Source organism: Streptomyces sp. V1I1, assembly GCF_030817355.1.
In the GTDB taxonomy this organism is placed as follows: domain Bacteria; phylum Actinomycetota; class Actinomycetes; order Streptomycetales; family Streptomycetaceae; genus Streptomyces.
Map to the genome: position 1 here is coordinate 2,677,297 of NZ_JAUSZH010000001.1, position 20,608 is coordinate 2,697,904.

The following is a 20,608-nucleotide window of genomic DNA, read 5'->3' on the forward strand; positions in this document are numbered from 1 at the left end:
CAGATCGTGTGATCGGGCCGGGAGATCAGCGCCGGGAGATCAGCGCCGCGGATCGACGACGAACAGCTCGGCGACACGGTTGAAGTACAACCGCCCATCCTGATGCCCCGTCAGCCGCCGGTGCGGATACGCGACGACCAGCACCGGGTCACGGTGCGGGGCGAACGGATCGATGCGGTATATCAAGCCGCCGTCCACGCTCACGTACAGCTTCGAGCGCGACACGACTATTGAGCCGCCGGTGCTCCTGGTGCCCAGCTCATAGCGGTGAACGATCTGCTGGCTCTGCCGGTCGACGGCGAAGAGCGTGTGCCCGGCGAGCCCCCACAGTTTCCGGTCGGGGCCGATGGCCAGCGCGCTGACCGTCCCCTCCGTGCTGACCGGCTCGAACTCCCAGAGCTTCTGGCCGCGGTCCACGTCCCAGGCGAAGACCGCGCCCGCCTTCCTGGTGGGCGGCGTGGTGCTGAGCCCGCCGGTCACGGACCCGCCGCCGTAGACCACACCGTCATACGCGGCGAGCGCGAAGAGGCTCTGGTCCTGTGAGACATTGCGGGTGAACTCCCAGTCTCGGGACGACGGGTCGTAGATGGCGAGCCCGCCGCCGAGCCGGTCGCCGGACGGGACGGTGCCCACGGCGATCTTTCCGTCCTCCGCCTCGACGAGGCATTTGCTGCGGGCCTGCAGCTGTGGCCCCAGGTTGAAGATCAGCTCGGGGTTGGGGGTGGTCCCCGGCGGGCCGCCGGGTGAGTACTCGGGGCTGTTCCAGGGCTTGTCGGGCCGGTAGCGGTAGAGCCTGGACTCGGGGTAGACGCCGAGCCAGACCGAGCCGTCCGAGGACTGAAGGATCGATTCGATCTGCGCGAAGCGGTGGAACGACGAGGCCCCGGTGTCCGTACGGACCGCGCCCAGGCCGCCGTTGAGGAACCCGCCGACGTAGACGGTTCTGCGCCCGCCCCCGGTCACCGCCAGGATCTCTATGGGCTCCTTGCGGACCTTGGTCTCCACGATCGCGTGCGCCCCGGTGGTGGGGTTGTAGCGGAACATCTCGCCGCGCCAGAGCGTGCCGACGACGCTGCGCCCCGGATAGTCCGCGACGCCCATCTCGGCCCAGCCGATGGACCGGGTGTTCTGCACCTTGCCGGTGAGCGTGAGGCCGGTGCCTGTGAGCTGTTTGGTGGCCGGGTCGTAGCGGCGCAGTTCGCCCCGCTGGATGAGGTGGATGCCGCCGCCGGAGTCGGGCGGGGCGATCTTCAGGCCGTGTGCGTCGGGGATCTCATCGGTCCAGGCGCGCGCGGCGAGGTCGTAGACGAAGAGCGGACTCGGCAGATCGGACCCGATCCGCGCGTACAGCCGTCCGCCGAAAGCGTCCAGGTCGTACACGGCCTTGCCCTCTATGGTGCTGAGGCCGGGCGGCTTGGGGAGTTCGGTGACCGAGCCGGTCGCCGGGTCCAGCTCGGCGATGTGTGCCGCGGCGTACGAGCCGGAGTAGACCTTGCCGCCGGCGCAGGCGATGCTCCGTACGTAAGTCTGACCCGCGACCACCTGTCCGAAGTTGGTGTACTCCTTGGTCACCGGGTCGAAGCGGAAGACCTTTCCGCCGGGGAAGGTGCCGCCCCAGATCTTGCCGTCGGCGTCGGAGGTCAGCGACCAGATGAAGGTCTGCGCGGCGAGCGGCAGGCCGAGGTCCTCGGCGACGTCGCCGGCGCCGGGCCGCCAGCGGTAGAGATGAGCGTTGCCGTAGGTCCCGGCGTACACCCCGTCGGGCGCGGCGGCGACGGCCCAGGAGCCGTCGGCTCCGGTGAGGGGCGCGCTGACCAGCTGTTCTCCGGTGGCCGGGTCGATGGCGTTGAGATAGGCGGGCTTGCCCGTCGACACGTTCCACAGGGCCGGTTTGCCGCCCGGCCCCGGAGCGACCGTGCCGCCCAGAAGCAGGACGTCGGCGAGCGGTACACCCAGCGATACGGGGTCGCGCATCAGCGCCTCCTCGGCGGACGCGGTGCTCGGAGCTGCTAACGACAGTACAGAGGCGGACAGTGCTGCGGTCGAGCCGGCGAGAAACGCTCGTCGCGTCGTCACAGGGGTAACACCTCCGAAAGGAACGGGAGTTACGGCACTAGCCGAAAGTGATACGCCACGCCCCGTGGGGCGTCAACGGCGCCGACCGAGCGGGTCCGGGACAGCACTCCAACGGGCCCACGTCATGGCCATTCAGCTCCATCCACCGGACAGCGGGCGCGCCCGGTGCCGGCGGCGCGGCGGGCCTGCGTGAGACTGATGGTGTGAGAAGTGAGAACACCCCCTTCGTGGGCGGGCCGCTGGACGGGCGCGTGCTGCCGGTTCTGGTCGGGCCGACCGGGCATCCCCCGAAGTGGTACGAGGTCCCCGTGCCGAACGACGACGGCACGCCGCCGACGGTGTACGCATACCGGCGCGTCCCCGCGGGCTACACCAAGCGGCTCGGTCTGCGGCGCGGCTGGAAGTACGAGTACGCCCCCGAGGGCGTTGAGCGACGCGCGCTCAAGTGGCCCTGGTCGAAGCCGAACGGCGCGCCATAAGATCGCGAGGACCGTTTCGCCAGGGGGGATGCTCGCCATGGAGCCGCTGCAGCAGGACGATCCGCGCCAGTTCGGCCCCTACGCCACGCTGGCGCGCTTGTGGGAGTCGGCGAGCAGCGTCCGCTATCTGGCTCAGGGGCCCGACGGCACGACCGTGGTGGTCTCGGCCGCCAGGCCCGAGCTGGCCGCGGTGCCGGCGTTCCGGCGCCGCTTCCAGGCCGAGGCGCGGACCGCGGAACGGCTGGCCGGCGGGTGGGTGCCCGAGCCTCTCGGGTCCGGCACGGACGAGGAACTGTGGACGGCGAGCGCGTACATCCCGGCGCTGACGCTGCGCGAGGCGATCGCGCTGGCCGGCCCGCTGCCGGAGCGGGCCGTTCGGATACTGGGCGCGGCGCTGGCGGAGACACTGTCCCGGGTGCACGCCACGGGTGCGGTGCTGCACGGCCTGGCCCCCGACACCGTGCTGCTGGCGGCGGACGGCCCCCGGCTCACCGCCTTCGGGGCGCTGGGCGCGGCGGCGGTGACCCAGGCGGGCCCGGGCGGGCAACTGTCCGTACAGCTCGGATATCTGACCCCGGAACAGTCGACGGGTTCGGAGCCGGGCCCGGCGTCCGACATCTTCGTCCTCGGCCTGCTTCTCGCGTACGCGGCAACCGGAACCACCCCCCTGGGCGACGCGGACGGCATCGCGCACGGCGAGCCGGAGCTGGGCGGGGTGCCGGCCGAGTTGCGCCCGCTGGTGGCGAGCTGCCTGTCCAAGCTCCCTCAGGACCGCCCGTCGGCGAGCACTGCGGCGGCGACCTTGGCTCTGGAGGGCGCGGCGGCACTGGCTAGGGACGGCTGGCTGCCACCGAGCCTGGTGAAGGCGGTGGAGTCACAGGCGGGAGCGGTGGAGGGGCTCACCCTCGGTGTGGCCGTTCCGCACGGTGTGGTGGTGCCGCAGCACGGTGTGGTGGTGCCGCAGCACGCGGCAGGCGCCGTCGCCGAACCCGTTGGCGTCGGCCTACCTGGCCAAGCCCCGGGCCCGCACCCGTTCGGCGGGCGCCCGCCGGCCGGCGGCAGCGTCCCCGTGCCGAACGCGACGCCCGGTGACCGGATGACCGCCGCCCTCGCGCTGCCCGCCGCGCGAAGCGCCCCGCCCATGCCTCAGGCCATGCCCGTACCCGCATACGCACCGGCCCCCCTACCCGCCCCCGCCCATTCCCCCGCCAAGCCCGACCGGCGGGCCCTGCTCGTAGGCATCGCCGCCGGTCTCGCCGGGGTCGCCCTCGGTGGCGGTGGGGTGTACGCCGTCGCTGACGGGGAATCAGACGCTGCCCCCAAGGCCCGCCCCGCTCCCCGGCGCACCCGCGTCGCGGGAATGCCGCCGGAGCCCGCGTGGCGGTACGAGCAGCCCGGCAAGGAGGGCGACGCGCCGCCCAGTGCCACCGTCTGGCGCGACCGCGTGCTCGTGCTGACCGGTGGTGACCAGGCCGTCGGCGTGGACCTGCGCACCGGGCGCCGGCTCTGGCAGCTCAAGGAGGCCGCCTCGCTCTCCCGCGCCGTGCCCGTCGACGACGCGCTCTGTCTCGTCGACGGCCCCACCCACTTCCTGTGGATCTCCGCGCTGGACGGGCAGATCAGGCACCGGATCGCCAAGACCACCCTCGCCGGCCCTGGCGAGACCCTGACCCTCGGGAGCATCACCGGCTGGGAGGGCAGCACGCTCTGGGTGACCGGCCACGTCAAGAAGGGCGCCGCGCTCGCCGCGTACTTCTTCGCGTACGACCTCGTCGCGCGCAAGTGGCTGTGGCGCACCCCGGTCACGAACGGCCTCCCCCCGCGCATCCCCCGGTACGACCTGATCGCCGTCCGCCCCGCCGACATCGTCGTACGGCAGGACGCGGCGTCCCTCACCCCCAAGCAGCGCACCGCGTCCAAGGGCGCGTCCGTGCTACTCGCGTTCGACCGGAAGACGGGCAAGCTGCGTCAGTCGCTGCCGCTGCCCGGCGTGGTGCCTGCCGCCGCAGTCGTCGGCGATACGACGGGAAGGCTGTTCGCCGCGGCGGCGGGCGAGTTGCACGCCTTCACCAGCCGCACCGGCGCACGGCTGTGGCGGCTGGCCGCCGCCACCCCGGCGGCCGGCCAGACCGGAATCTTCCCCTTCGGCAAGGGGACCCTGCGTGGCCCGGTGCTGTACGTCGCCAACCGCTACCAGCAGGTGTGCGCGATCGACACCGCCACCGGCCGCCAGCAGTGGCGGCGCTCCACCGAGGCGCCCGTCTGGAACGGCGTCCCCGGAACTGCCCTCAGCGCGAGCGGCGCCACGGTGCTCGCGGGCGACGGCGCGCAGCTCACCGCGTTCGCCGCGCGCGACGGCAGGCGGCTGTGGAAGTTCCAGGAGGCGGGCGTGAAGGACGTCCCGGGCGGCCCCCGCTATGTGCCCCTGCCGGGTGGCGGCGGCCGGAATCTCGTCGTCCAGCGGGAGGGGACCTTCTACGCGCTGCCGGTGGACTGACACGCCGGAAGCTGCCCGCACTCCGCCCCAACGAGTGACCGTATTGCGCCGATCTGACCACTCGCGGGGCACCCCCACGCGCGCCCTCGCATGATCGGCCGTGGGGCGGACGGCCCGCCCTCGCCCGCAGCCGGAGGTGATGAAGTGTCAGGCAGATTGCTCCGCTCTGTCTGTACGGCGGCGCTGGCGGCCGCGACCGCCGTCGCGGCGGTACCGGCCGCACCCGCCGCCGGCGCACCCCCACCGGCACCCGCACCCGCACCCGCACCCGCACCCGCACCGCCCACGACCGTCTCCGGGATGCTGACCGCGCTTCAGACGCTGTACCGCCAGGTGGAGGAGGCCGGCGAGACGTACAACGCGACGGAGGAGGAGCTCAAGAAGCAGCGCGCCGAGACGGCGAGGCTCGCCCGGGAGCTGGCGGGCGCGCGCAACGCGTTCGTCGCGGCCCGCGGCGAAGCGGGACGGCTGGCCCGCGAGCAGTACCGGGGCCAGTCCGAGCTCTCCTCGTATCTGTGGCTGCTGCTCGCCCGGAATCCGAAACAGGCCCTCGACCAGGATCATCTGATGGAGCGCGCGGCCGCCGACCGGCTGGCGACGATGGCCGGTCTTGAGGCGGGCGCGAAGCGGGCCGCCAGGCTGGCGGCCGCGTCCCGCAAGGCGCTGGACAGGGAGCTGACGCTGGCGACGAAGCAGAAGGAGGCGCGCGACAACGCGACCGCGCGGCTGAAGGACGTCGAGAAGATGCTCGCCTCGCTCTCCGCCGCCGAGATCGCCGAAGTGGCGGCGCTGGAGCGGTCCAACGCGGCCAAGGCCCAGGAGAAGCTCCTTGCCTCGGGTGTGCTCGACGGTAAGCGCACGCCGACGCAGAAGGGCGAGCGGGCGCTGGAGTACGCGGTCGAGCAGATCGGCAAGCCGTACGTCTGGGGCGCGGAGGGCCCGCGGTCGTACGACTGCTCGGGGCTGACCTCGCAGGCCTGGGCACAGGCAGGCCGCGAGATCCCACGGACCAGCCAGGAGCAGTGGGCCCAGCTCCCGAAGGTCTCACTGCGCTCACTGCGGCCCGGCGATCTGGTGATCTACTTCCCCAAGGCCACCCATGTGGCCATCTACCTCGGCAACGGCATGGTCGTCCAGGCCCCCCGCCCGGGCACCAAGGTCAAGGTCTCCGCCATCGCGTCGAATCCGCTGATCGGCGCGGTCCGCCCGGACCCGGACGGCAGCCCGCTGAGCACGTACACCCCGCCGCAGCTCCCGAAGGGCGCCACGGCGGGGAAGGACGACGGCTACTCCGCGGCGGAAGCTCCGGACACCTCGGCCAGGTAGGCGTTCGCCTTCTCCGGCTCGAAGAAGAAGTTCTCGAAGTCGGCCGGGTCGTTGAAGCCGTTCGCGAACCGGTCGGCGACCGGCTGGAGCCCACCGGCCGCGCCGATCAGGTTGAGCACGTGCTCCGGCGGGACGCCGAGCATCGCGTTCGTCCACTTGGTGACGTGCTGCGCGGTGTCCCAGTAACGGTCGAACGTGGACTGCATCCACGCCTCGTCGAACGGCCGGTCGCCGTGCTCGGTGATCGATGCGAGGTACGAGGCGGCGCACTTGGACGCCGAGTTGGAGCCCTGCCCGGTGATCGGGTCGTTGGCGACGACGACGTCCGCAACGCCGAGGACCAGACCGCCGCCGGGTAGGCGGCCGATCGGATTGCGGACGGTGGGGGCGTACCGGCCCGCGAGCGTGCCGTTCGGATCGGTCAGCTCGACCTTGGTGGCGCGCGCGTACTCCCAGGGCGTGAACTTCTCCATGAGCTCCAGGGTCAGGGAGAGATGCTCGGCGGGGTCCTTGACCCCCTGGAAGGCATCGAGCGGTCCGCCCGGGATGCCCTCCCAGAAGAGGATGTCCGCGCGGCCGCTGTTGGTGAGCGTCGGCATCACGAAGAGCTCGCCGACGCCGGGGACCAGGTTGCAGCGGACCGCGTCATAGTCCGGGTGCTCGGGGCGCGGGCCCAGGCCGTGGACGTAGGCGACGGCGAGCGCGCGCTGCGGTTCGTCGTACGGGGAACGGGAGGCGTCCCGGCCGAACATCGAGACCAGCTCGCCCTTGCCCGCCGAGACCATCACCAGGTCGTACGTACGGGAGAAGTAGTCCAGGTCGGAGACCGCCGCGCCGTGGATGACGAGCTGGCCGCCGCGCTGCGCGAACGTCTCCATCCAGCCGGCCATCTTCACGCGCTGGTCGACGGACTGGGCGTAGCCGTCGAGCTTGCCGACCCAGTCGATGGCGCGGGTGGAGTCCGGGGCGGCGACGGAGACGCCGAGGCCCTCGATGCGCGGGGCCTGGGACTCCCAGAAGTTGATGCCGAGATCGCGCTCGTGCTGCAGCGCCGTGTGGAACATGCACTGCGTGGACATGACCCGGCCGGACCGAATCTCGTCGGCCGTGCGGTTGGACATGAGGGTGACCTCGTAGCCCTGCGACTGGAGTCCGAGGGCGAGCTGGAGACCGGACTGACCGGCTCCGACTATGAGTATCTTCCGCATGGCGGGTGTTCTCCGTTGCGTAGCTATTCGGGGGTTGCTTCGAGGGCGTGGGCGACCAGCGTGAGCAGGGACTCGATCACCGTGATCCGGTTGCGCGCGTCCATGATCACCACGGGTATGTGGGGCGGCACCGTCAGCGCTTCCCGCACGTCTTCGGCCTCGAACAGCTCCGTACCCTCGAAGTGGTTGACGGCGACGATGTACGGCAGGCCACTGCTCTCGAAGTAGTCGAGCGCCGGGAAGCAGTCCGGCAGCCTGCGGGTGTCGGCCAGCACGACCGCGCCTATCGCGCCACGCACCAGGTCGTCCCACATGAACCAGAAGCGCTGCTGGCCCGGCGTGCCGAAGACGTACAGCACCAGATCGTCGTCGAGCGTGATCCGGCCGAAGTCCATGGCCACGGTCGTGGTGAGCTTGTCGGGCGTCGCGGCGAGATCGTCACTCTCCTCGCTCGCCTGCGTCATCAGCGCCTCGGTCTGCAGCGGCGTGATCTCGGAGACCGAGCGGACGAAGGTCGTCTTGCCGACGCCGAAGCCGCCAGCGACCACGATCTTGGTGGCGATGGGTGCCCTGGTGTGGTCCAACTGCCAGGCCTGCAGCTCCTCTTCGGGCTGCGGGTGGGGACGGGCAAGCAGCGTGTCAGAGGCGGCGGAGTCCACTCAGCACCCTTTCGAGCAGCGCGCGGTCGGGCTGGCCGGCGCCGTGCCCGGTCCCGTACACGCGGATCTTTCCCTGGTCGGCCAGGTCGCTGAGCAGCACCCGGACGACACCGAGCGGCATCTTCAGCAGGGCCGATATCTCGGCAACGGTACGCATACGTCGGCACAGCTCGACGATCGCCCGCAGTTCGGGCATGACGCGCGAGGAGAGGTCCCCGTTGGGCAGTTCCCTGCGCTCCTCGGGGGCTTCGAGCGCGGCGACGAACGTCTCGACGAGCAGCACATGGCCGAAGCGGGTGCGGCCGCCGGTGAGTGAGTAGGGGCGGACCCGGGCGGGGCGTCGGCTCTCACCGCGGACGGGAAGCCTTCGGGCGGGTTCAGCGGCGGGCGTCACTGAGCGCTCTCCATCGATTTGCGCAGTTCGCTGCGGAGTTCGGGGGTAAGGACATGTCCGGCGCGGCCGACGAAGAGCGCCATGTGGTACGCGACGACGGTCATGTCGCAGTCGGGAGTGGCGTGCACGCCGAGCAGCGAGCCGTCGCTGATCGACATCACGAAGACGCTGCCCTCCTCCATCGCGACCATCGTCTGCTTGACCCCGCCGCCGTCCATCAGCTTGGCGGCGCCGATGGTGAGGCTGCCGATGCCGGAGACGATGGTGGCGAGGTCCGCGCTGGAGCCCCTGGGGCCTTCCCGGCGGCCGGTGGCGGCCGGAGCGGCGTTCTGGGCGGGGTCGGACGAGAGCAGCAGCAGTCCGTCGGACGAGACGACAGCGACCGAGCGAACCCCTGGCACCTCCTCCACGAGATTGCTCAGCAACCAGTGCAGATTGCGGGCTTCACTGCTCAGGCCGAATGTCCCGGTCGCAGTCAACTGCGTGCCTCCTCGACTGTGTCCCCCGCTTCTGCTGCTTCGGTGCCTGCATCCGTCTCCGTCTGGTCCGCGATCTCCGCGATCTCCGCCTCGGCGTCGCGGCGGCCGTCCTTCGCGCCCTGGTGGAAGCCGCCGAGGCGGCGGCGCAGGGCGTCGGCGTCGACGCTGCCGGCGCGCTCGCTGGGCGCGGCGGCGGGCTTGACGACCTTGGGGGTGCGCTTGGGCAGGCCCTTGTCGGTGACGCGTTCCCAGGCGGGCCGCGGCTCCTCGACCGGCTCGGGCTCGGCGACCGGCTCGAACCCAGCGGCCGGCTCGAGCTCCATCTCGGCCACCGGCTCCTCGGCCACCGGCTCCTCGGCCACCGGCTCCTCGGCCACCGGCTCTTCGGCGACCGACTCCGGCAGGCGCATCGCGAACGTCGCCTCGTCGACCCCGGTGCTCTCCGGGTCCCCGTCGGCCATCCGCTCGTGCACGTCCGGCTCCGCCGCGCGGATCGCCTGCTCGGCGGCCACGACCAACGGGTCAATCCGGCGCGAACTGCCCGGCAGCGCATTGGAGTTGGCCTCCGCCACCGACCCGGGCAGATGCTGCGTCGGTGTCCCGACGGTGCCCGCCACCGGCACGGTGTGCGTCTCGGCGGCCGGCGGTCCGGTCGGCAGCAGCGCCTGCGTGAGAACGACGACCGCGGCGATCCCGCCCTGCTTCTGCTCGCGCAGCTGCACCCGTACACCGTGGCGTGCGGCCAGCAGCCCGGCCACCCGCAGCCCGAGGCCCTCGCCGTCCCGGCCGGCCTGGGTCTCGTACGCGTCCGGGTCCTCGAGTCGCGCGTTCAGCTCGGCCATCCGCCCGGCGGTCATCCCTATGCCGGTGTCCTGTACGGAGAGCATCACCTCGCCGCTCTCCAGCAGCCAGCCCGACAGCTCGACCTGGGCGTCCGGCGGCGAGAAGGAGGTGGCGTTCTCCAGGAGCTCGGCGATCAGATGGCTGAGGTCGTCCGCGGCGAATCCGGCGACCTGCGCGTGCGGCGGCAGGGACTGGATGATGACCCGTTCGTACCGCTCGATCTCGCTGACGGCGGCGCGCAGTACGTCGATGAGCGGGACCGGGCTCGCGTGCCCCTGGCCGTGCTCGGCGCCCGCGAGGACCAGCAGGTTCTCGCTGTGGCGGCGCATGACGGTGGCCATGTGGTCGAGCTTGAAGAGGGTGGCGAGCCGCTCGGGGTCCTGCTCGCGCTCCTCCAGCTTCTCGATCACGCCGAGCTGCCGCTCGACGAGGCCGAGGGTGCGCAGCGAGAGGTTGACGAAGGTGTGCTGGACGGTGTTCCGCAGCCGTTCGAGCTCGGCGGTCAGCTGGTGGGTGTGCGCCTGGAGTTCGGCGCGGCCGGCGGCCACTTCGGCGGCCAGCGCGTCACGGGCGTCGGCCAGGTCGCCGCGGTCGCTGTCCAGCCGCTCGGCCCGTACGCCGAGGTCCCGCAGCTTGTCGTGCAGGGTGTTCAGGGACCGTACGACCTGCGCGAACTCGTCGTTGCGGCCGGTGAAGCGGACCGGCTCCTCGACCTCGGGGGCGGCCGCGAGTCGGGCCGCGCCGATCCGCAGGACGGCGAGCGGCCGGGTGAGCGTACGGGCGACGGCGGCGGACACGCCGATGGCGACGATCAGCAGGCCGCCGAGCAGGGCGATCCGGATCTCCAGCGCGGTGACGTCGTCGTCGCGCAGCTGCTCGAAGCGCTCGGTCCGTTCGGCGGCGAGGGAGGACTCGACGCCCCGCATCTGCTCGATCCGGGCGGTGAGCGAGGATTCGAGCTTTTCGCGGTTGGACTTGCGGTCGGCCGAGGAGAGCTCGGGCTGGTCGGTCAGCCGGGCCAGATAGCGCTCGGCGGCCTTGACCTCGGATCCGGTGACGGTGGCGGCCAGCGAGTCGCGGGCATCCTTGCCTGCGGCCTGGTCGAAATCGGCGAGCGCGGCGAGTTCACGCACCCGGGACTGCTGGGCGGCGGCGCTCAGCTCGTTGCGCGTACGGTCACTCTCGCCGTCGTCCCCGCCCTCGTCCTGGACGGGCAGTCCGGTGACCGGGTCGAAGCTCGGGCTGCTCTCTTTGCGCGGCACGGAGAGTGCGGCCAGCAGCAGCCCACGGGTGGCGGACGCCTGCTCGACGGCGAGGCCGAGCGCGGCGGACGAGCGCAGCGAGCTGGGGGTCCCCCCAGGCCGAAGGCTCTGGGGGACGGTGCCCGCGGCGGCGCGCGGTGGGGTCTTGTCGGCGAGCTCGTCGGCCAGGGCGTGCAGGTTCGCGATGACCGCGGAGTACGCCCGGTAGGCCTCCATCGCCGTGCCTTTGCCGGTGAGGGCGGTGCGGCGGACGGAGGGCACGGCGGACAGGTCGCGGCGCAGTTCGGCGTGGTCGCCGGGAATGGCGCCGCGGATCTCGTCGATCTGCCGGTCGACGCGGGTGCTGCGGCTGGCGGAGATCTCGCGCCGGTCGTCCTTGTCACCCTTCTGGTCGTCACGGCCCGCCGCGATGTACGCGGTGACCTCGTCGCGCTCGTCGGCGAGGGAGTGGGCCAGGGTGACGGCCTGGCGGTTCAGCGCGGCGAGGGTGACCAGGTCCTGGGACTCGGTCAGTTCGGCGGACGTGGCGAGGACGCCGGGGGCGCCCGCCGCGATCACGACGAGGCTGACGGCTGCGACTCCTGCCACCAGACGGCTGCGTACCCGTACGACGCGGGGGGCCGGGGAGCCGTCCGGAGTTTCGATGGGCCTGCCGCCGTTGCCCCGAGGCCGCTTCATCTGCACCGGTGCTCGCAATCTTGCTTGACTCGTCCGCCCATGAACCAGACCAGAGATGACGACCGGTCACACGCGAGGGCCTACCCCTGGTACGGAAACGAGTGAACATCACTCGGGAGTTGGCGAACAAGTCGCCGCCGCGGCCGATACGGCGGCGCGCCGGGCATCGGCTGGATCTTCCGGCCGGGCTTTGGCAGGATGCGCGCCCGCAGCCGGGGCGGCCCGCGTCACACAGCCCCTGAACACGCCCTGACCTGCTTGTACGGGCCAATTGCGTGGTCATGCGGGCTTCGTGAAGGTGTCATGCAGACTGGGGATTATGCGTATCGAACTCGCGACCGCCCCCGGCACGCCCGAACGCCCCAACGAAGACTGGGCTTCCGTGGCCCTGCCGGGCTCCGGCCAGGGCGGAACGCTCGTGGTGCTGGACGGTGTGACGCCACCCGCGGGGGACTACGGGTGTGTGCACGGGGTGCCCTGGTTCACCGCCAGGCTCGGCGGCGCGCTGGTCGAACTGTCCGGTTCGCGACGGGATATGACACTGGCAGAGGTCCTTTCGGAGGCAATCCGGCGCACCGCGGATGCCCACCGGGACACCTGTGACCTTTCTCACGTGCGTACACCGCAGGCCACGGTGGTCATGGCGCGCTGGGGCGGCCGGGCGGAGCCGGTGGAGCATCTGGTGCTCTCCGACTCGACGCTGCTGCTGGAGTCGCCGGACGGGGAGGTGCGGGCGGTGCTGGACGACCGTATCGACCAGTTGCCCCGCGAGTCCCTGCGTACACATGCCTCGGCGGACGCGCTGCGCAATACGGAGGGCGGGTTCTTCACCGCTGCGGCCGATCCGGGGGTGGCTGTCCGCGTGGTGACGGGCAGCACGCCCCGCGGCGAAGTGCGGGCCGTGGCCGCGCTGACCGATGGAGCGGCCCGCTGGGTGGAGATGTTCGCGGAGGGCAGCTGGGCCGAGTGCCTGGGGCTGCTGCGCAAGGAGGGGCCGCAGGGGCTGATCGACCGGGTCAGGGCGCTGGAGAACTCGGCCCAGGAGCGCGGGAGCGTGATCCGCTGGAAGCTGCACGACGACGCGGCGGCGGTCTTCGCGGAGCTCTGACCCGAGTCACCCCTCGCTCTCGGCCCGCTGGTTCAGCTGGTGCAGCAGCCGGGCCAGCTCCGCGACCTCGCCGCGGTCCCAGCCCGCCAGCTTGCTCATATAGCGGTCGCGCCGCGCGTCCCGCACCCGGCGGAAGCTCGAGCGCCCTTCGTCGGTGAGCCGGACGAGTGAAGCGCGGCCGTCGGCCGGGTCGGGTTCGCGGACCACCAGGCCGAGCTCCTCCAGGGCGCGCAACTGGCGGCTCATAGTCGCCTTGCCGACGCCGATGTAGCCGGCGAGGTCAGTGGCGCGCTGCTGCCCGGCCTCCTCAAGACGCACGAGAAGTCCGTACGCGGCGGGTTCGAGATCGGGGTGGACCTCGCGGGCCATCTCGCCGGAGGACGCCCGGGCCCGGCGCAGAAAGACGGCCAACTCCCGTTCCAGAGCGAGGAATTCGTGGTCCACACCACTCCCGCCCTTGGGGTCCGCTTCACTCCCTGTACCGCTTTCGTGCACGTCAGCACCCCTCGCGCGCTTTCCGGATCCTGAAAGTTTCTTCCGGCGGCACCCATTGCCGCAGCTCGGCCAGTATTTCGCAGGCGTAGACCAACGGCAGCACCCTGACCTCCTTCCACAAGGGGGTTCTACGTGCGTAGCGTCATAGCTGGCATGTCCACACCATGAAAATCCGCCACGACATGTCGACACATCGTCAGTTCCCCCACCGAGGTCTTCGGAGGCACGCTATGCCCGTGCTCAGATCCGGATCGACCGACCGCTCACGCCTCGCGACAGCGGCCGGCACTCTCCTCGCAGTTCTCTCGCTCCTCCTCACCCTCCCCGCCACCGCCGGCGCCGCTGACACTCCCCCGCGCGGCTCGGCGCACCTGGGCATGGGCGTCATCGCCCACGACGGACAGGGAGGCCTACCGCCGGTCAACCGCGCCGCCCAGACGGAAGGCGTCGACGTCTCCAGCCACCAGGGCAACGTCAACTGGTCCGGCCTGTGGAGCAGCGGCGTGAAGTGGGCCTACGTCAAGGCCACCGAGGGCACCTACTACAGGAATCCGTACTTCGCGCAGCAGTACAACGGCTCGTACAACATCGGGATGATCCGCGGCGCCTACCACTTCGCCACCCCCGACACCGCGACCGGAACGGCGCAGGCCGACTACTTCGTGAACAACGGCGGCGGCTGGTCCCGGGACGGCAAGACCCTGCCGGGCGCGCTGGACATCGAGTGGAATCCGTACGGCGCCGCCTGCTTCGGCAAGACCCAGTCCGGGATGGTCACCTGGATCCGCGACTTCCTGAACCGCTACAAGGCGCGCACCGGGCGGGACGCGGTGATCTACACCGCCACCAGCTGGTGGACGCAGTGCACCGGCAACTACAGCGGCTTCGGCGCGGCCAACCCGCTGTGGATCGCCCGGTACAACACCACGCCGGGCACCCTGCCGGCCGGCTGGGCCTACCAGACGATGTGGCAGTACACCTCGTCAGGACCGATCGTCGGGGACCACAACAAGTTCAACGGCGCGCTGGACCGCGTCGTGGCGCTCGCCAACGGGTGAGCGGCGCACGCAGCCGTCCCGCGCCCGCTGGTCACGACCAGTGCGCGGGGCGGGTCAGCCCGGGCGGAACCCTGGTGGACAGGTCGCCCTTGGCCGCGTTCAGCTGCGGCTGGGTGAGGAAGATGCTGCCGGTCAGATCCGCGCCCGCGAGGTTCGCGTCCCTGAGGTCGGCCCCGATGAGGTCGGCGAGACGCAGATCGGCGCCGGTGAGATCGGCGGCGATGAGATACGCGCCGCGCAGATCGGCGCCCCTGAGGTCCGCGCCCCGCAGCCGCGCACCGACGAGGTCGGCTCCCCTGCGGTCCTTCTTCCGGTCCTTGTTCTTGCGGTCCTTGTTCTTGCGGTCCTTGTTCTTGCGGTCCTTCATCTTGCCCGCCGCTTCGGCCCGGACGAGTTCGCTCGTACGGAGCAGCAGCACGTTGACGTCCTGCCGGTGCGTGGCCACGTCCAGCTTTTCGAGGGCGTCGGGGCCGAGCCCGGTGAGGCGCTCGGTCTCCTCCAGCAGCCGCCGCAGCTCGCCGTGCAGCGCGCGGGCGGGGTGCAGGGTGAGCGCCTCGGTCAGATAGCGGAGCAGCTCATGAAGCTGTCGTACGACGGGGAACACCGCGAACATCTGCGACGCGGATTCCGGGGCCTGTCGCCAGTCGGTGCCGCCGAAGGTGACCTGGGAGACCTTCTGTCCCGCGCCGAAGCAGTCGTAGACCGTGCAGCCGGGAAAGCCGCTCTGCCGCAGCCGCGTGTGGATGCCGCAGCGGAAGTCCGTCTGCAGGTTGGAGCAGGGCTTTCCGGCGTCCTTGTTGATCGCGAAGTCCGCGGATGCCGAGAAGGGCAGTGCCACGCAGCACAGTCCGAAGCAGCTCCCGCAGTCCGCCCGCAGGGCCCGGTCATCGCGTTGGTCGTTCACACCAGCCATTGTGCTGTGTCCTCCCGGGCCGCCACCGCCGGACCCCCGAACCCCCGGCGCACGGGCGCCGGGGGTCCGTCTCTCACCGAGAGATCATCGCGGGGGCGTCAGCCGCACAGGCCGGCCGGGCGCTCGCGGGTGACCAGGTCGGTCCAGCCCGTCGTGCCGTCGATCCAGACCACCTGCCGGCCCGAGACCGCGGCCGGGGAGATCTGCTCACCGCGGTTGCAGGAGACCCGCTCCTTGCGCGAGCCGTCCGTCGTCAGCTGCCACAACTTCGACAGCGACTCGTTACGGAACACCGTGTCGGGCAGCACGCTGTTGACAGTGACCGCGTCCTCGGAGGCCGTCAGGTCGAAGGGCAGCAGCGCGGTCGGCTTGGCCTCCGGGCTGATGTCCACCGTACCGGTGCCGTCCAGGCCCGAGCGGCGGACGGCCATCTGGCCCTCGTCATTCAGATTCTCGTCCACCAGCCAGAAGGCGTGCGTGGAGTTGATCCCGCTCTGACCGAGGATCTGCGGCTCACCGAGCTGCCCCGCGAGGGTGGCCTTGCCGGTCTTGAGGTCGTAGACCTCGACGCCGAGCTTGTACTCCTCGGGGGTCGGATACAGCTTGGCGTAGACGAGTTTCCCGTTCTTGACCGCCGGGAGTGCGGTGAGTATGTCGAAGCCGCCGCCGTCCACGAATGTGGGCTCACGGTCGCCGGGGCGCAGATAGCCCACATGCCGGTCGCCGAAGATGCCGAAGCTCTCGAAGACGACGACGCCGTTCTCCACGCGCAGCCCGCCGACGTCCGTGAACGAGGTGTGGAGCTTCTTGATCGGACCGCCCGCGAGCGGCCGGGAGAGGATGTCGAGGCTGGTCGTGCCGTAGGCCGCCCAGACGACCGTCTTGCCGTCGGTCGCCGGGTAGACGTGGTAGCGGCCGTCGTTGGGGCTGATCAGCTTCGGGGCGCCCTTGCCGTCCGTACGGCCCGCGTAGACGGAGTACGGCTCCGAGCCGTCGTCGTTGGACTGCGACGCGGCCCACCAGCCGCCGCCCGCCTGGACCCCGGTACCGGACGTGTTGACCTTGCCCAGCAGCTGGTCGGAGTCGACGCCTAGCGCGTCCTCCCAGCCGGGGACGATGCCGTGGGCGTTGAAGGAGCGCTTCACCGCGGTGAGCTGCTTCGCGGTGACGCCGAGGTCCTTGGCCGCCGCGAGCACCGCGTTGCGGCCGTCGGTGAAGCCGTCGAGCGGCGTCATGTACTCGGCCAGCGCCTTGTACACGATGCGGTCGGCGAGCTCCCCGCCCACGTCCTGGCGCAGGTCCCACAGCGCGCCGGAGAAGATGGTGGAGTTGAGGTGCACGCCACCGTTGTCGGTGCCGAAGGCGACACCGAGGAAGTTCTTCGAGGTGGTCGCACCGTCGTTGAGATTGCGGAAGGCGCACTCGCGCGGCTTCGTGGTACGGCAGAGGTCCTCGCCGATCAGACCGGCGTCCGGGTCGTCCATGGAGACGCCGGAGGCGCTGGTGTCGATCGCGTTGCCGAAGTAATCGGCGAGTGCCTCGTTGAGGGCGCCGGACTGGCCTGCGTAGACGAGGTTGGCGGTGTTCTCGACGACGCCGTGGGTCATCTCGTGGCCCACCACGTCGAGGTCGGCGGAGAGCGGCTTGTAGTCCTCGTCGCCGCTGCCGTAGACCATTTTCTGGCCGTCCCAGAAGGCGTTGACGTACGGACCGCCGAAGAAGGTGACCCCGACCAGGGAGTTGACGGTCATGCCGCGGCCGTCGAGGCTGTCGCGGGCGTGGTTCGTCTTGAAGTAGTCGTAGACCTTGCCGCCCGCCCAGTGGGCGTCGACCGCGCCGGACTCGGTTGCGTCCTTGCCGAAGTCCTTGGCCGGGTGGCCGAATTCCTTCAGCCCGCTCGGCCAGGCGCCGGCCACCTCGCTCACGTCGCGGTCCCGCGCGTCCCAGGTGGTGAGGGTGTTCTTGCTGGTGGCGCCCATCCGCGACTGGTCGATCAGTACGTACTGGTCGCGGGTGGTGTCGAGCTGGACGTCCAGCTCGACCTTGGCGCCGTCCAGCTTGACGCCGGTGCCCTTGAGGCCGGCGGCGGGGTCGGCGTCGGCCGCGCGCGCGGACCGCGGTGCGGCCTTCGCCGCCGTGCCGGACGCGGTGGCGGCGGACGCGGTGGCCTTCTTCGCGGTCAGCGTCTTGATGCCGCTGAACTGCAGCACCGGGTAGCCGGCGCGGGCGTCGACGTAGACCTGCTGCAGCACCGGTTCGCCAGTGGTGGGATTCGTGCCGCGTACGGTCACGTGGTAGGCGAGCACGCCCTCGCCACGCGGGATCACCACGAGGCCGCCGGCGGCGCCGCTGAGCGCGGCGGCCTTCGCGGACTTGCCCCCCTTGCCGCGTACGGCGTCGGCCTTGCTCAGCGTCTTGCCGCCGAGGCGCGCCGCGGTCGCCGCGACCGCGCGGCGCACCGCCGTCTCCTTGCTCAACGTCGCGTTCGTGCCGGTCTTCAGTCCAGTGAAGTACTTGCCGGAGGTGCCGGTGACGAAGCGCTTGCCGCCCTTGGACTCCATACGTACGACGTACTGGCCGCCGAACACCGGGATGCCGTGGTGCTTCTGCTGAAGCCTCACGACCTCTGCCACGCCGTGTCTGACGGTCTGCAGCGGCGCGAGGTCGCGCCGGGCGTCGGCGATCCGGTAGCGGCCGTCCTTGGCGTCGAGATGGCCGCGGGCCGCGTCCGCAGGGCTGGCCTTGGCGTCCACCGCCTCCCGGATGCCGTCGACGAGCGACGGGGTGGCCGTCTCGGCCCCCGGTATGACATCGGCGGGCGGTGCGGCGGCCGGCGGAGTGACCGCCTGTGCCGGTACCGCGGTGAGCAGCAGCCCGGCTGCTCCGAGCAGCGCGGCGAGACCGGTCCCCCTGGATATGCCCGGTCTCTGTGTGCTTGTCCTGGCCTTGCGCACAGTTCGTACCCCTCCCACGTGCTGGTCAAGCCGTAAAGGTGGTCATGGCCATGCAACCGGTGGGACGCCAACCGATCAATGTGGCCTGCGCGTTGACAAGTGGACATGCCCACTTGTGTGCCTCGTGAAGGCGGAGTGAGAATCCAACGCATGAGCGAGGGGGAATTGCACACCCTCGGCCTGGGGGAGGCCGAGGAGCGCGCTTACGAGGCACTGGTCAAGGAACGGGCCGCTGGGGCCGAGGAGTTGGCGCGGCTGCTGGGGCTGCCGCGGGACCGGCTGGACCGGGCGCTCGGCCATCTGGTCGAGCACGGGCTCGCGCTGCCCGCGGACGGGGACGGCGACGGGCTGCCGCATCCGGCCGCTCCGGCCGCCGCGATCCGTACGCTCATCCACCGCCGACAGGCCGAACTGCACTTACGGTCCGCGGAGTTGGAGCGATTACGGATGACCGCGGACCAGCTGGCGGGCCGGCTGATGTCCGGGTCACCCTGCGCGCCCGATGGCGGCATCGAGGTAGTGACGGGCCCGCGGGCGATCGGCGAACGGGCGGAGTACCTGCTGGCGTCGGCGGAACGGGAGGTGGCGATCCTGGACCGTCCGCCGTATGTGAAAGGGCCGCGGGACGGCAGCGCCGCGCAGCCGGGTCTCGGCATCGAGGCGCTCCTCGACCGGGGCGTTCAGGTGCGGACCGTCCTGGACCGGGAGGGGCTCGCCTACCCGGGCCGGATGCGCTCGGTGACCGGCCTCGTCGAACAGGGCCTGCGGGCGCGGGTGTCGACGGCCGTCCCCACCAAACTGATCGCGGTGGACCGCCGGATCACCCTGCTCCCCCCGACCGACGCGGCGGACCCGAAGGCCTCGGCGCTGGTGATCGGCGACTCGCTGCTGAGTAACGCGCTGGTGCCGCTGTTCGAGACGGTCTGGGACCGGGCCACGCCACTGGGCGGCTCGGCCCGGGCGTGCGCGGCGCTGCCGAAGGCCCAGAAGGAATTGCTCGGCCTGCTGGCGGCGGGCCTCAAGGACGAGGCGATCGCCCGCCGCCTGGGCGTCCACGTGCACACGGCGCGCCGGAGGATCAGCCACCTGCTGGAGACGCTGGGCGCGGAGACGCGCTTCCAGGCGGGGGCGCAGGCGACGTTGAGGGGCTGGCTGGACTGAAAGCCTCGAGCGGGCAGGATGTCCGGATGAGTTGGCACAGCCGTACGAACAGAACCAGCGGCACGTTCAGGGGGCTGGTGTGGTCCGCCATGGCCGTGCTGACCACCATGGCCGTGCTGACTGCCGCGACCGCGTGCGCCGGGCCCACCTCTTCCGCCGCGCCGCCCAAAGCCACCGCGGCGGACCGGTCGGCCGGGGCGCGGGCCGTCGCCCCCGCGCCGCGGGCCTCCGCCACCACCTTTGCCGGAGCCTCGTCCGTCGGGGTGCTGATCGATCCGGACGGCGAGCACTTCTGCACCGCGAGCGTCGTGGCCAGCCCCAAGGGCAATGTCATCGCCACCGCCGCGCACTGCATCCAGGACTCGGGCAGCGCGGACGCGTACGGGCCGGGCGAGCTGGAGTTCGCGCCCGGGTTCTCGGGCAGGGGCAAGGGGACGTATCCGTACGGGCGCTGGAAGGTCGGAGCCATCCACGTCGACGAGCGCTGGACGGACGGCGACGACGACGCGGATGCCGCCGACTACGCGTTCCTCGTCCTGAAGCCGGACGCGAAGGGCCGTCAGGTGCAGCAGGCCGTCGGCGCCGCCACCGCCGACTGGGCCTCGCCGCCCGAGCGCCGGGTCACCGTCGTCGGGTATCCGAACCGGGACCACAACCCCGCCAACCGCCCCGTCGCCTGCACCACCGACACCCGCCCCGACCCGGATCTGCCGAAGACGCTGCTCATGGAGTGCGCGGGCTTCTGGGAAGGCACCAGCGGCGGACCCTGGCTCGCCGACTACCGGGACGCCAGGCATCAGGGCAGGCTCATCGGCGTACTGAGCGGCGGCGACACGGACAGCGAGTCGACGGCCGCCCTCTTCGACGACCGTGCCCGCGCGCTGTACGACGAAGCCACGGCCGGATAACACGCCGCGGCCGGACAAAGGGCCAGCGCCGGGAAAGGGCCGCGGCCGGATGAAAGGCCGCGGCCGGACAACGCGAAGGCCCGGCGGTGCCGGAACACCGCCGGGCCCAC

General features: G+C 71.4%; 16 protein-coding genes. 7 read left to right on the plus strand and 9 right to left on the minus strand.

The genetic code is table 11. The annotated features are described in order from the left end of the window. Positions 1-39: 39 nt before the first annotated feature. Positions 40-1,974: a hypothetical protein gene (locus tag QFZ67_RS12505; RefSeq protein ID WP_307661160.1), complete on the minus strand. Its 1,935-nt coding sequence runs from the start codon at positions 1,972-1,974 to the stop codon at positions 40-42. A gap of 305 nt (positions 1,975-2,279) precedes the next feature. On the opposite strand from QFZ67_RS12505, the gene QFZ67_RS12510 reads away from it, so the two are divergent. The 3 genes from QFZ67_RS12510 to QFZ67_RS12520 all read left to right on the plus strand — a co-directional run bounded on the left by QFZ67_RS12510 (position 2,280) and on the right by QFZ67_RS12520 (position 6,378). Beyond that, on the plus strand, positions 2,280-2,555 hold the full coding sequence (locus QFZ67_RS12510) for a hypothetical protein (protein ID WP_307661161.1): 276 nt from the start codon (positions 2,280-2,282) through the stop codon (positions 2,553-2,555). A gap of 37 nt (positions 2,556-2,592) precedes the next feature. Then, complete coding sequence (locus QFZ67_RS12515) at positions 2,593-5,052, plus strand: PQQ-binding-like beta-propeller repeat protein (RefSeq protein ID WP_307661162.1); 2,460 nt, start codon at positions 2,593-2,595, stop codon at positions 5,050-5,052. A 144-nt stretch (positions 5,053-5,196) separates the two neighbouring features. Then, complete coding sequence (locus QFZ67_RS12520) at positions 5,197-6,378, plus strand: C40 family peptidase (RefSeq protein ID WP_307661163.1); 1,182 nt, start codon at positions 5,197-5,199, stop codon at positions 6,376-6,378. Here QFZ67_RS12520 and QFZ67_RS12525 read toward each other — a convergent pair. Genes QFZ67_RS12525 through QFZ67_RS12545 form a run of 5 tightly spaced genes read right to left on the minus strand, consistent with a single transcriptional unit; the run spans position 6,339 to position 11,907 of the window. After that, positions 6,339-7,586 (minus strand): styrene monooxygenase/indole monooxygenase family protein, encoded by a 1,248-nt coding sequence (locus QFZ67_RS12525; RefSeq protein ID WP_307661164.1) that lies wholly within the window; start codon positions 7,584-7,586, stop codon positions 6,339-6,341. The genes QFZ67_RS12520 and QFZ67_RS12525 overlap by 40 nt on opposite strands. A 23-nt stretch (positions 7,587-7,609) precedes the next feature. After that, a complete protein-coding gene (locus QFZ67_RS12530) occupies positions 7,610-8,245 on the minus strand; it encodes an ATP/GTP-binding protein (protein WP_307661165.1) in 636 nt (211 codons plus the stop codon). Continuing rightward, positions 8,226-8,639: a DUF742 domain-containing protein gene (locus tag QFZ67_RS12535; protein ID WP_307661166.1), complete on the minus strand. Its 414-nt coding sequence runs from the start codon at positions 8,637-8,639 to the stop codon at positions 8,226-8,228. Before QFZ67_RS12535 ends, QFZ67_RS12530 begins: the two co-directional genes overlap by 20 nt. Further along, complete coding sequence (locus QFZ67_RS12540) at positions 8,636-9,118, minus strand: roadblock/LC7 domain-containing protein (RefSeq protein WP_307661167.1); 483 nt, start codon at positions 9,116-9,118, stop codon at positions 8,636-8,638. Before QFZ67_RS12540 ends, QFZ67_RS12535 begins: the two co-directional genes overlap by 4 nt. Further along, positions 9,115-11,907 (minus strand): nitrate- and nitrite sensing domain-containing protein, encoded by a 2,793-nt coding sequence (locus QFZ67_RS12545; protein WP_373429995.1) that lies wholly within the window; start codon positions 11,905-11,907, stop codon positions 9,115-9,117. Before QFZ67_RS12545 ends, QFZ67_RS12540 begins: the two co-directional genes overlap by 4 nt. Positions 11,908-12,220: 313 nt before the next feature. Here QFZ67_RS12545 and QFZ67_RS12550 point away from each other — a divergent pair, with 313 nt between their 5' ends. Next, complete coding sequence (locus QFZ67_RS12550) at positions 12,221-13,009, plus strand: hypothetical protein (RefSeq protein ID WP_307661169.1); 789 nt, start codon at positions 12,221-12,223, stop codon at positions 13,007-13,009. Positions 13,010-13,015: 6 nt separating this feature from the next. Here QFZ67_RS12550 and QFZ67_RS12555 read toward each other — a convergent pair whose 3' ends face one another. Next, positions 13,016-13,504 carry a MarR family winged helix-turn-helix transcriptional regulator gene (locus QFZ67_RS12555; protein WP_307661170.1) on the minus strand — a complete coding sequence of 163 codons (489 nt, stop codon included), beginning with the start codon at positions 13,502-13,504 and terminating at the stop codon, positions 13,016-13,018. Positions 13,505-13,734: 230 nt separating this feature from the next. Between QFZ67_RS12555 and QFZ67_RS12560 the strand changes: the two genes are divergently transcribed. Continuing rightward, the gene (locus tag QFZ67_RS12560) at positions 13,735-14,562 is read left to right on the plus strand and encodes a lysozyme (protein ID WP_307661171.1); all 828 of its coding nucleotides are present in this window, start codon (positions 13,735-13,737) and stop codon (positions 14,560-14,562) included. 31 nt (positions 14,563-14,593) lie between these two features. On the opposite strand, the gene QFZ67_RS12565 is transcribed toward QFZ67_RS12560, so the two are convergent. Beyond that, entirely contained in the window at positions 14,594-15,475 is an 882-nt protein-coding gene (locus tag QFZ67_RS12565; RefSeq protein WP_307661172.1) for a pentapeptide repeat-containing protein, read from the minus strand. Positions 15,476-15,573: 98 nt separating this feature from the next. After that, complete coding sequence (locus tag QFZ67_RS12570; protein WP_307661173.1) at positions 15,574-18,429, minus strand: M4 family metallopeptidase; 2,856 nt, start codon at positions 18,427-18,429, stop codon at positions 15,574-15,576. Positions 18,430-18,579: 150 nt separating this feature from the next. On the opposite strand from QFZ67_RS12570, the gene QFZ67_RS12575 reads away from it, so the two are divergent. Continuing rightward, a complete protein-coding gene (locus tag QFZ67_RS12575) occupies positions 18,580-19,590 on the plus strand; it encodes a helix-turn-helix domain-containing protein (RefSeq protein ID WP_307661174.1) in 1,011 nt (336 codons plus the stop codon). Between the two features lie 26 nt (positions 19,591-19,616). Beyond that, the gene (locus tag QFZ67_RS12580; RefSeq protein WP_307661175.1) at positions 19,617-20,498 is read left to right on the plus strand and encodes a serine protease; all 882 of its coding nucleotides are present in this window, start codon (positions 19,617-19,619) and stop codon (positions 20,496-20,498) included. The last annotated feature ends 110 nt before the right edge of the window (positions 20,499-20,608 follow it).

Excerpts from the sequence above, each read along its gene's own strand:
- QFZ67_RS12505 (WP_307661160.1), bottom strand. The coding sequence starts at position 1,974 with ATGCGCGACCCCGTATCGCTGGGTGTACCGCTCGCCGACGTCCTGCTT.
- QFZ67_RS12515 (WP_307661162.1), top strand. The coding sequence starts at position 2,593 with ATGGAGCCGCTGCAGCAGGACGATCCGCGCCAGTTCGGCCCCTACGCC.
- QFZ67_RS12525 (WP_307661164.1), bottom strand. The coding sequence starts at position 7,586 with ATGCGGAAGATACTCATAGTCGGAGCCGGTCAGTCCGGTCTCCAGCTC.
- QFZ67_RS12550 (WP_307661169.1), top strand. The coding sequence starts at position 12,221 with ATGCGTATCGAACTCGCGACCGCCCCCGGCACGCCCGAACGCCCCAAC.
- QFZ67_RS12560 (WP_307661171.1), top strand. The coding sequence starts at position 13,735 with ATGCCCGTGCTCAGATCCGGATCGACCGACCGCTCACGCCTCGCGACA.
- QFZ67_RS12565 (WP_307661172.1), bottom strand. The coding sequence starts at position 15,475 with ATGGCTGGTGTGAACGACCAACGCGATGACCGGGCCCTGCGGGCGGAC.
- QFZ67_RS12575 (WP_307661174.1), top strand. The coding sequence starts at position 18,580 with ATGAGCGAGGGGGAATTGCACACCCTCGGCCTGGGGGAGGCCGAGGAG.
- QFZ67_RS12580 (WP_307661175.1), top strand. The coding sequence starts at position 19,617 with ATGAGTTGGCACAGCCGTACGAACAGAACCAGCGGCACGTTCAGGGGG.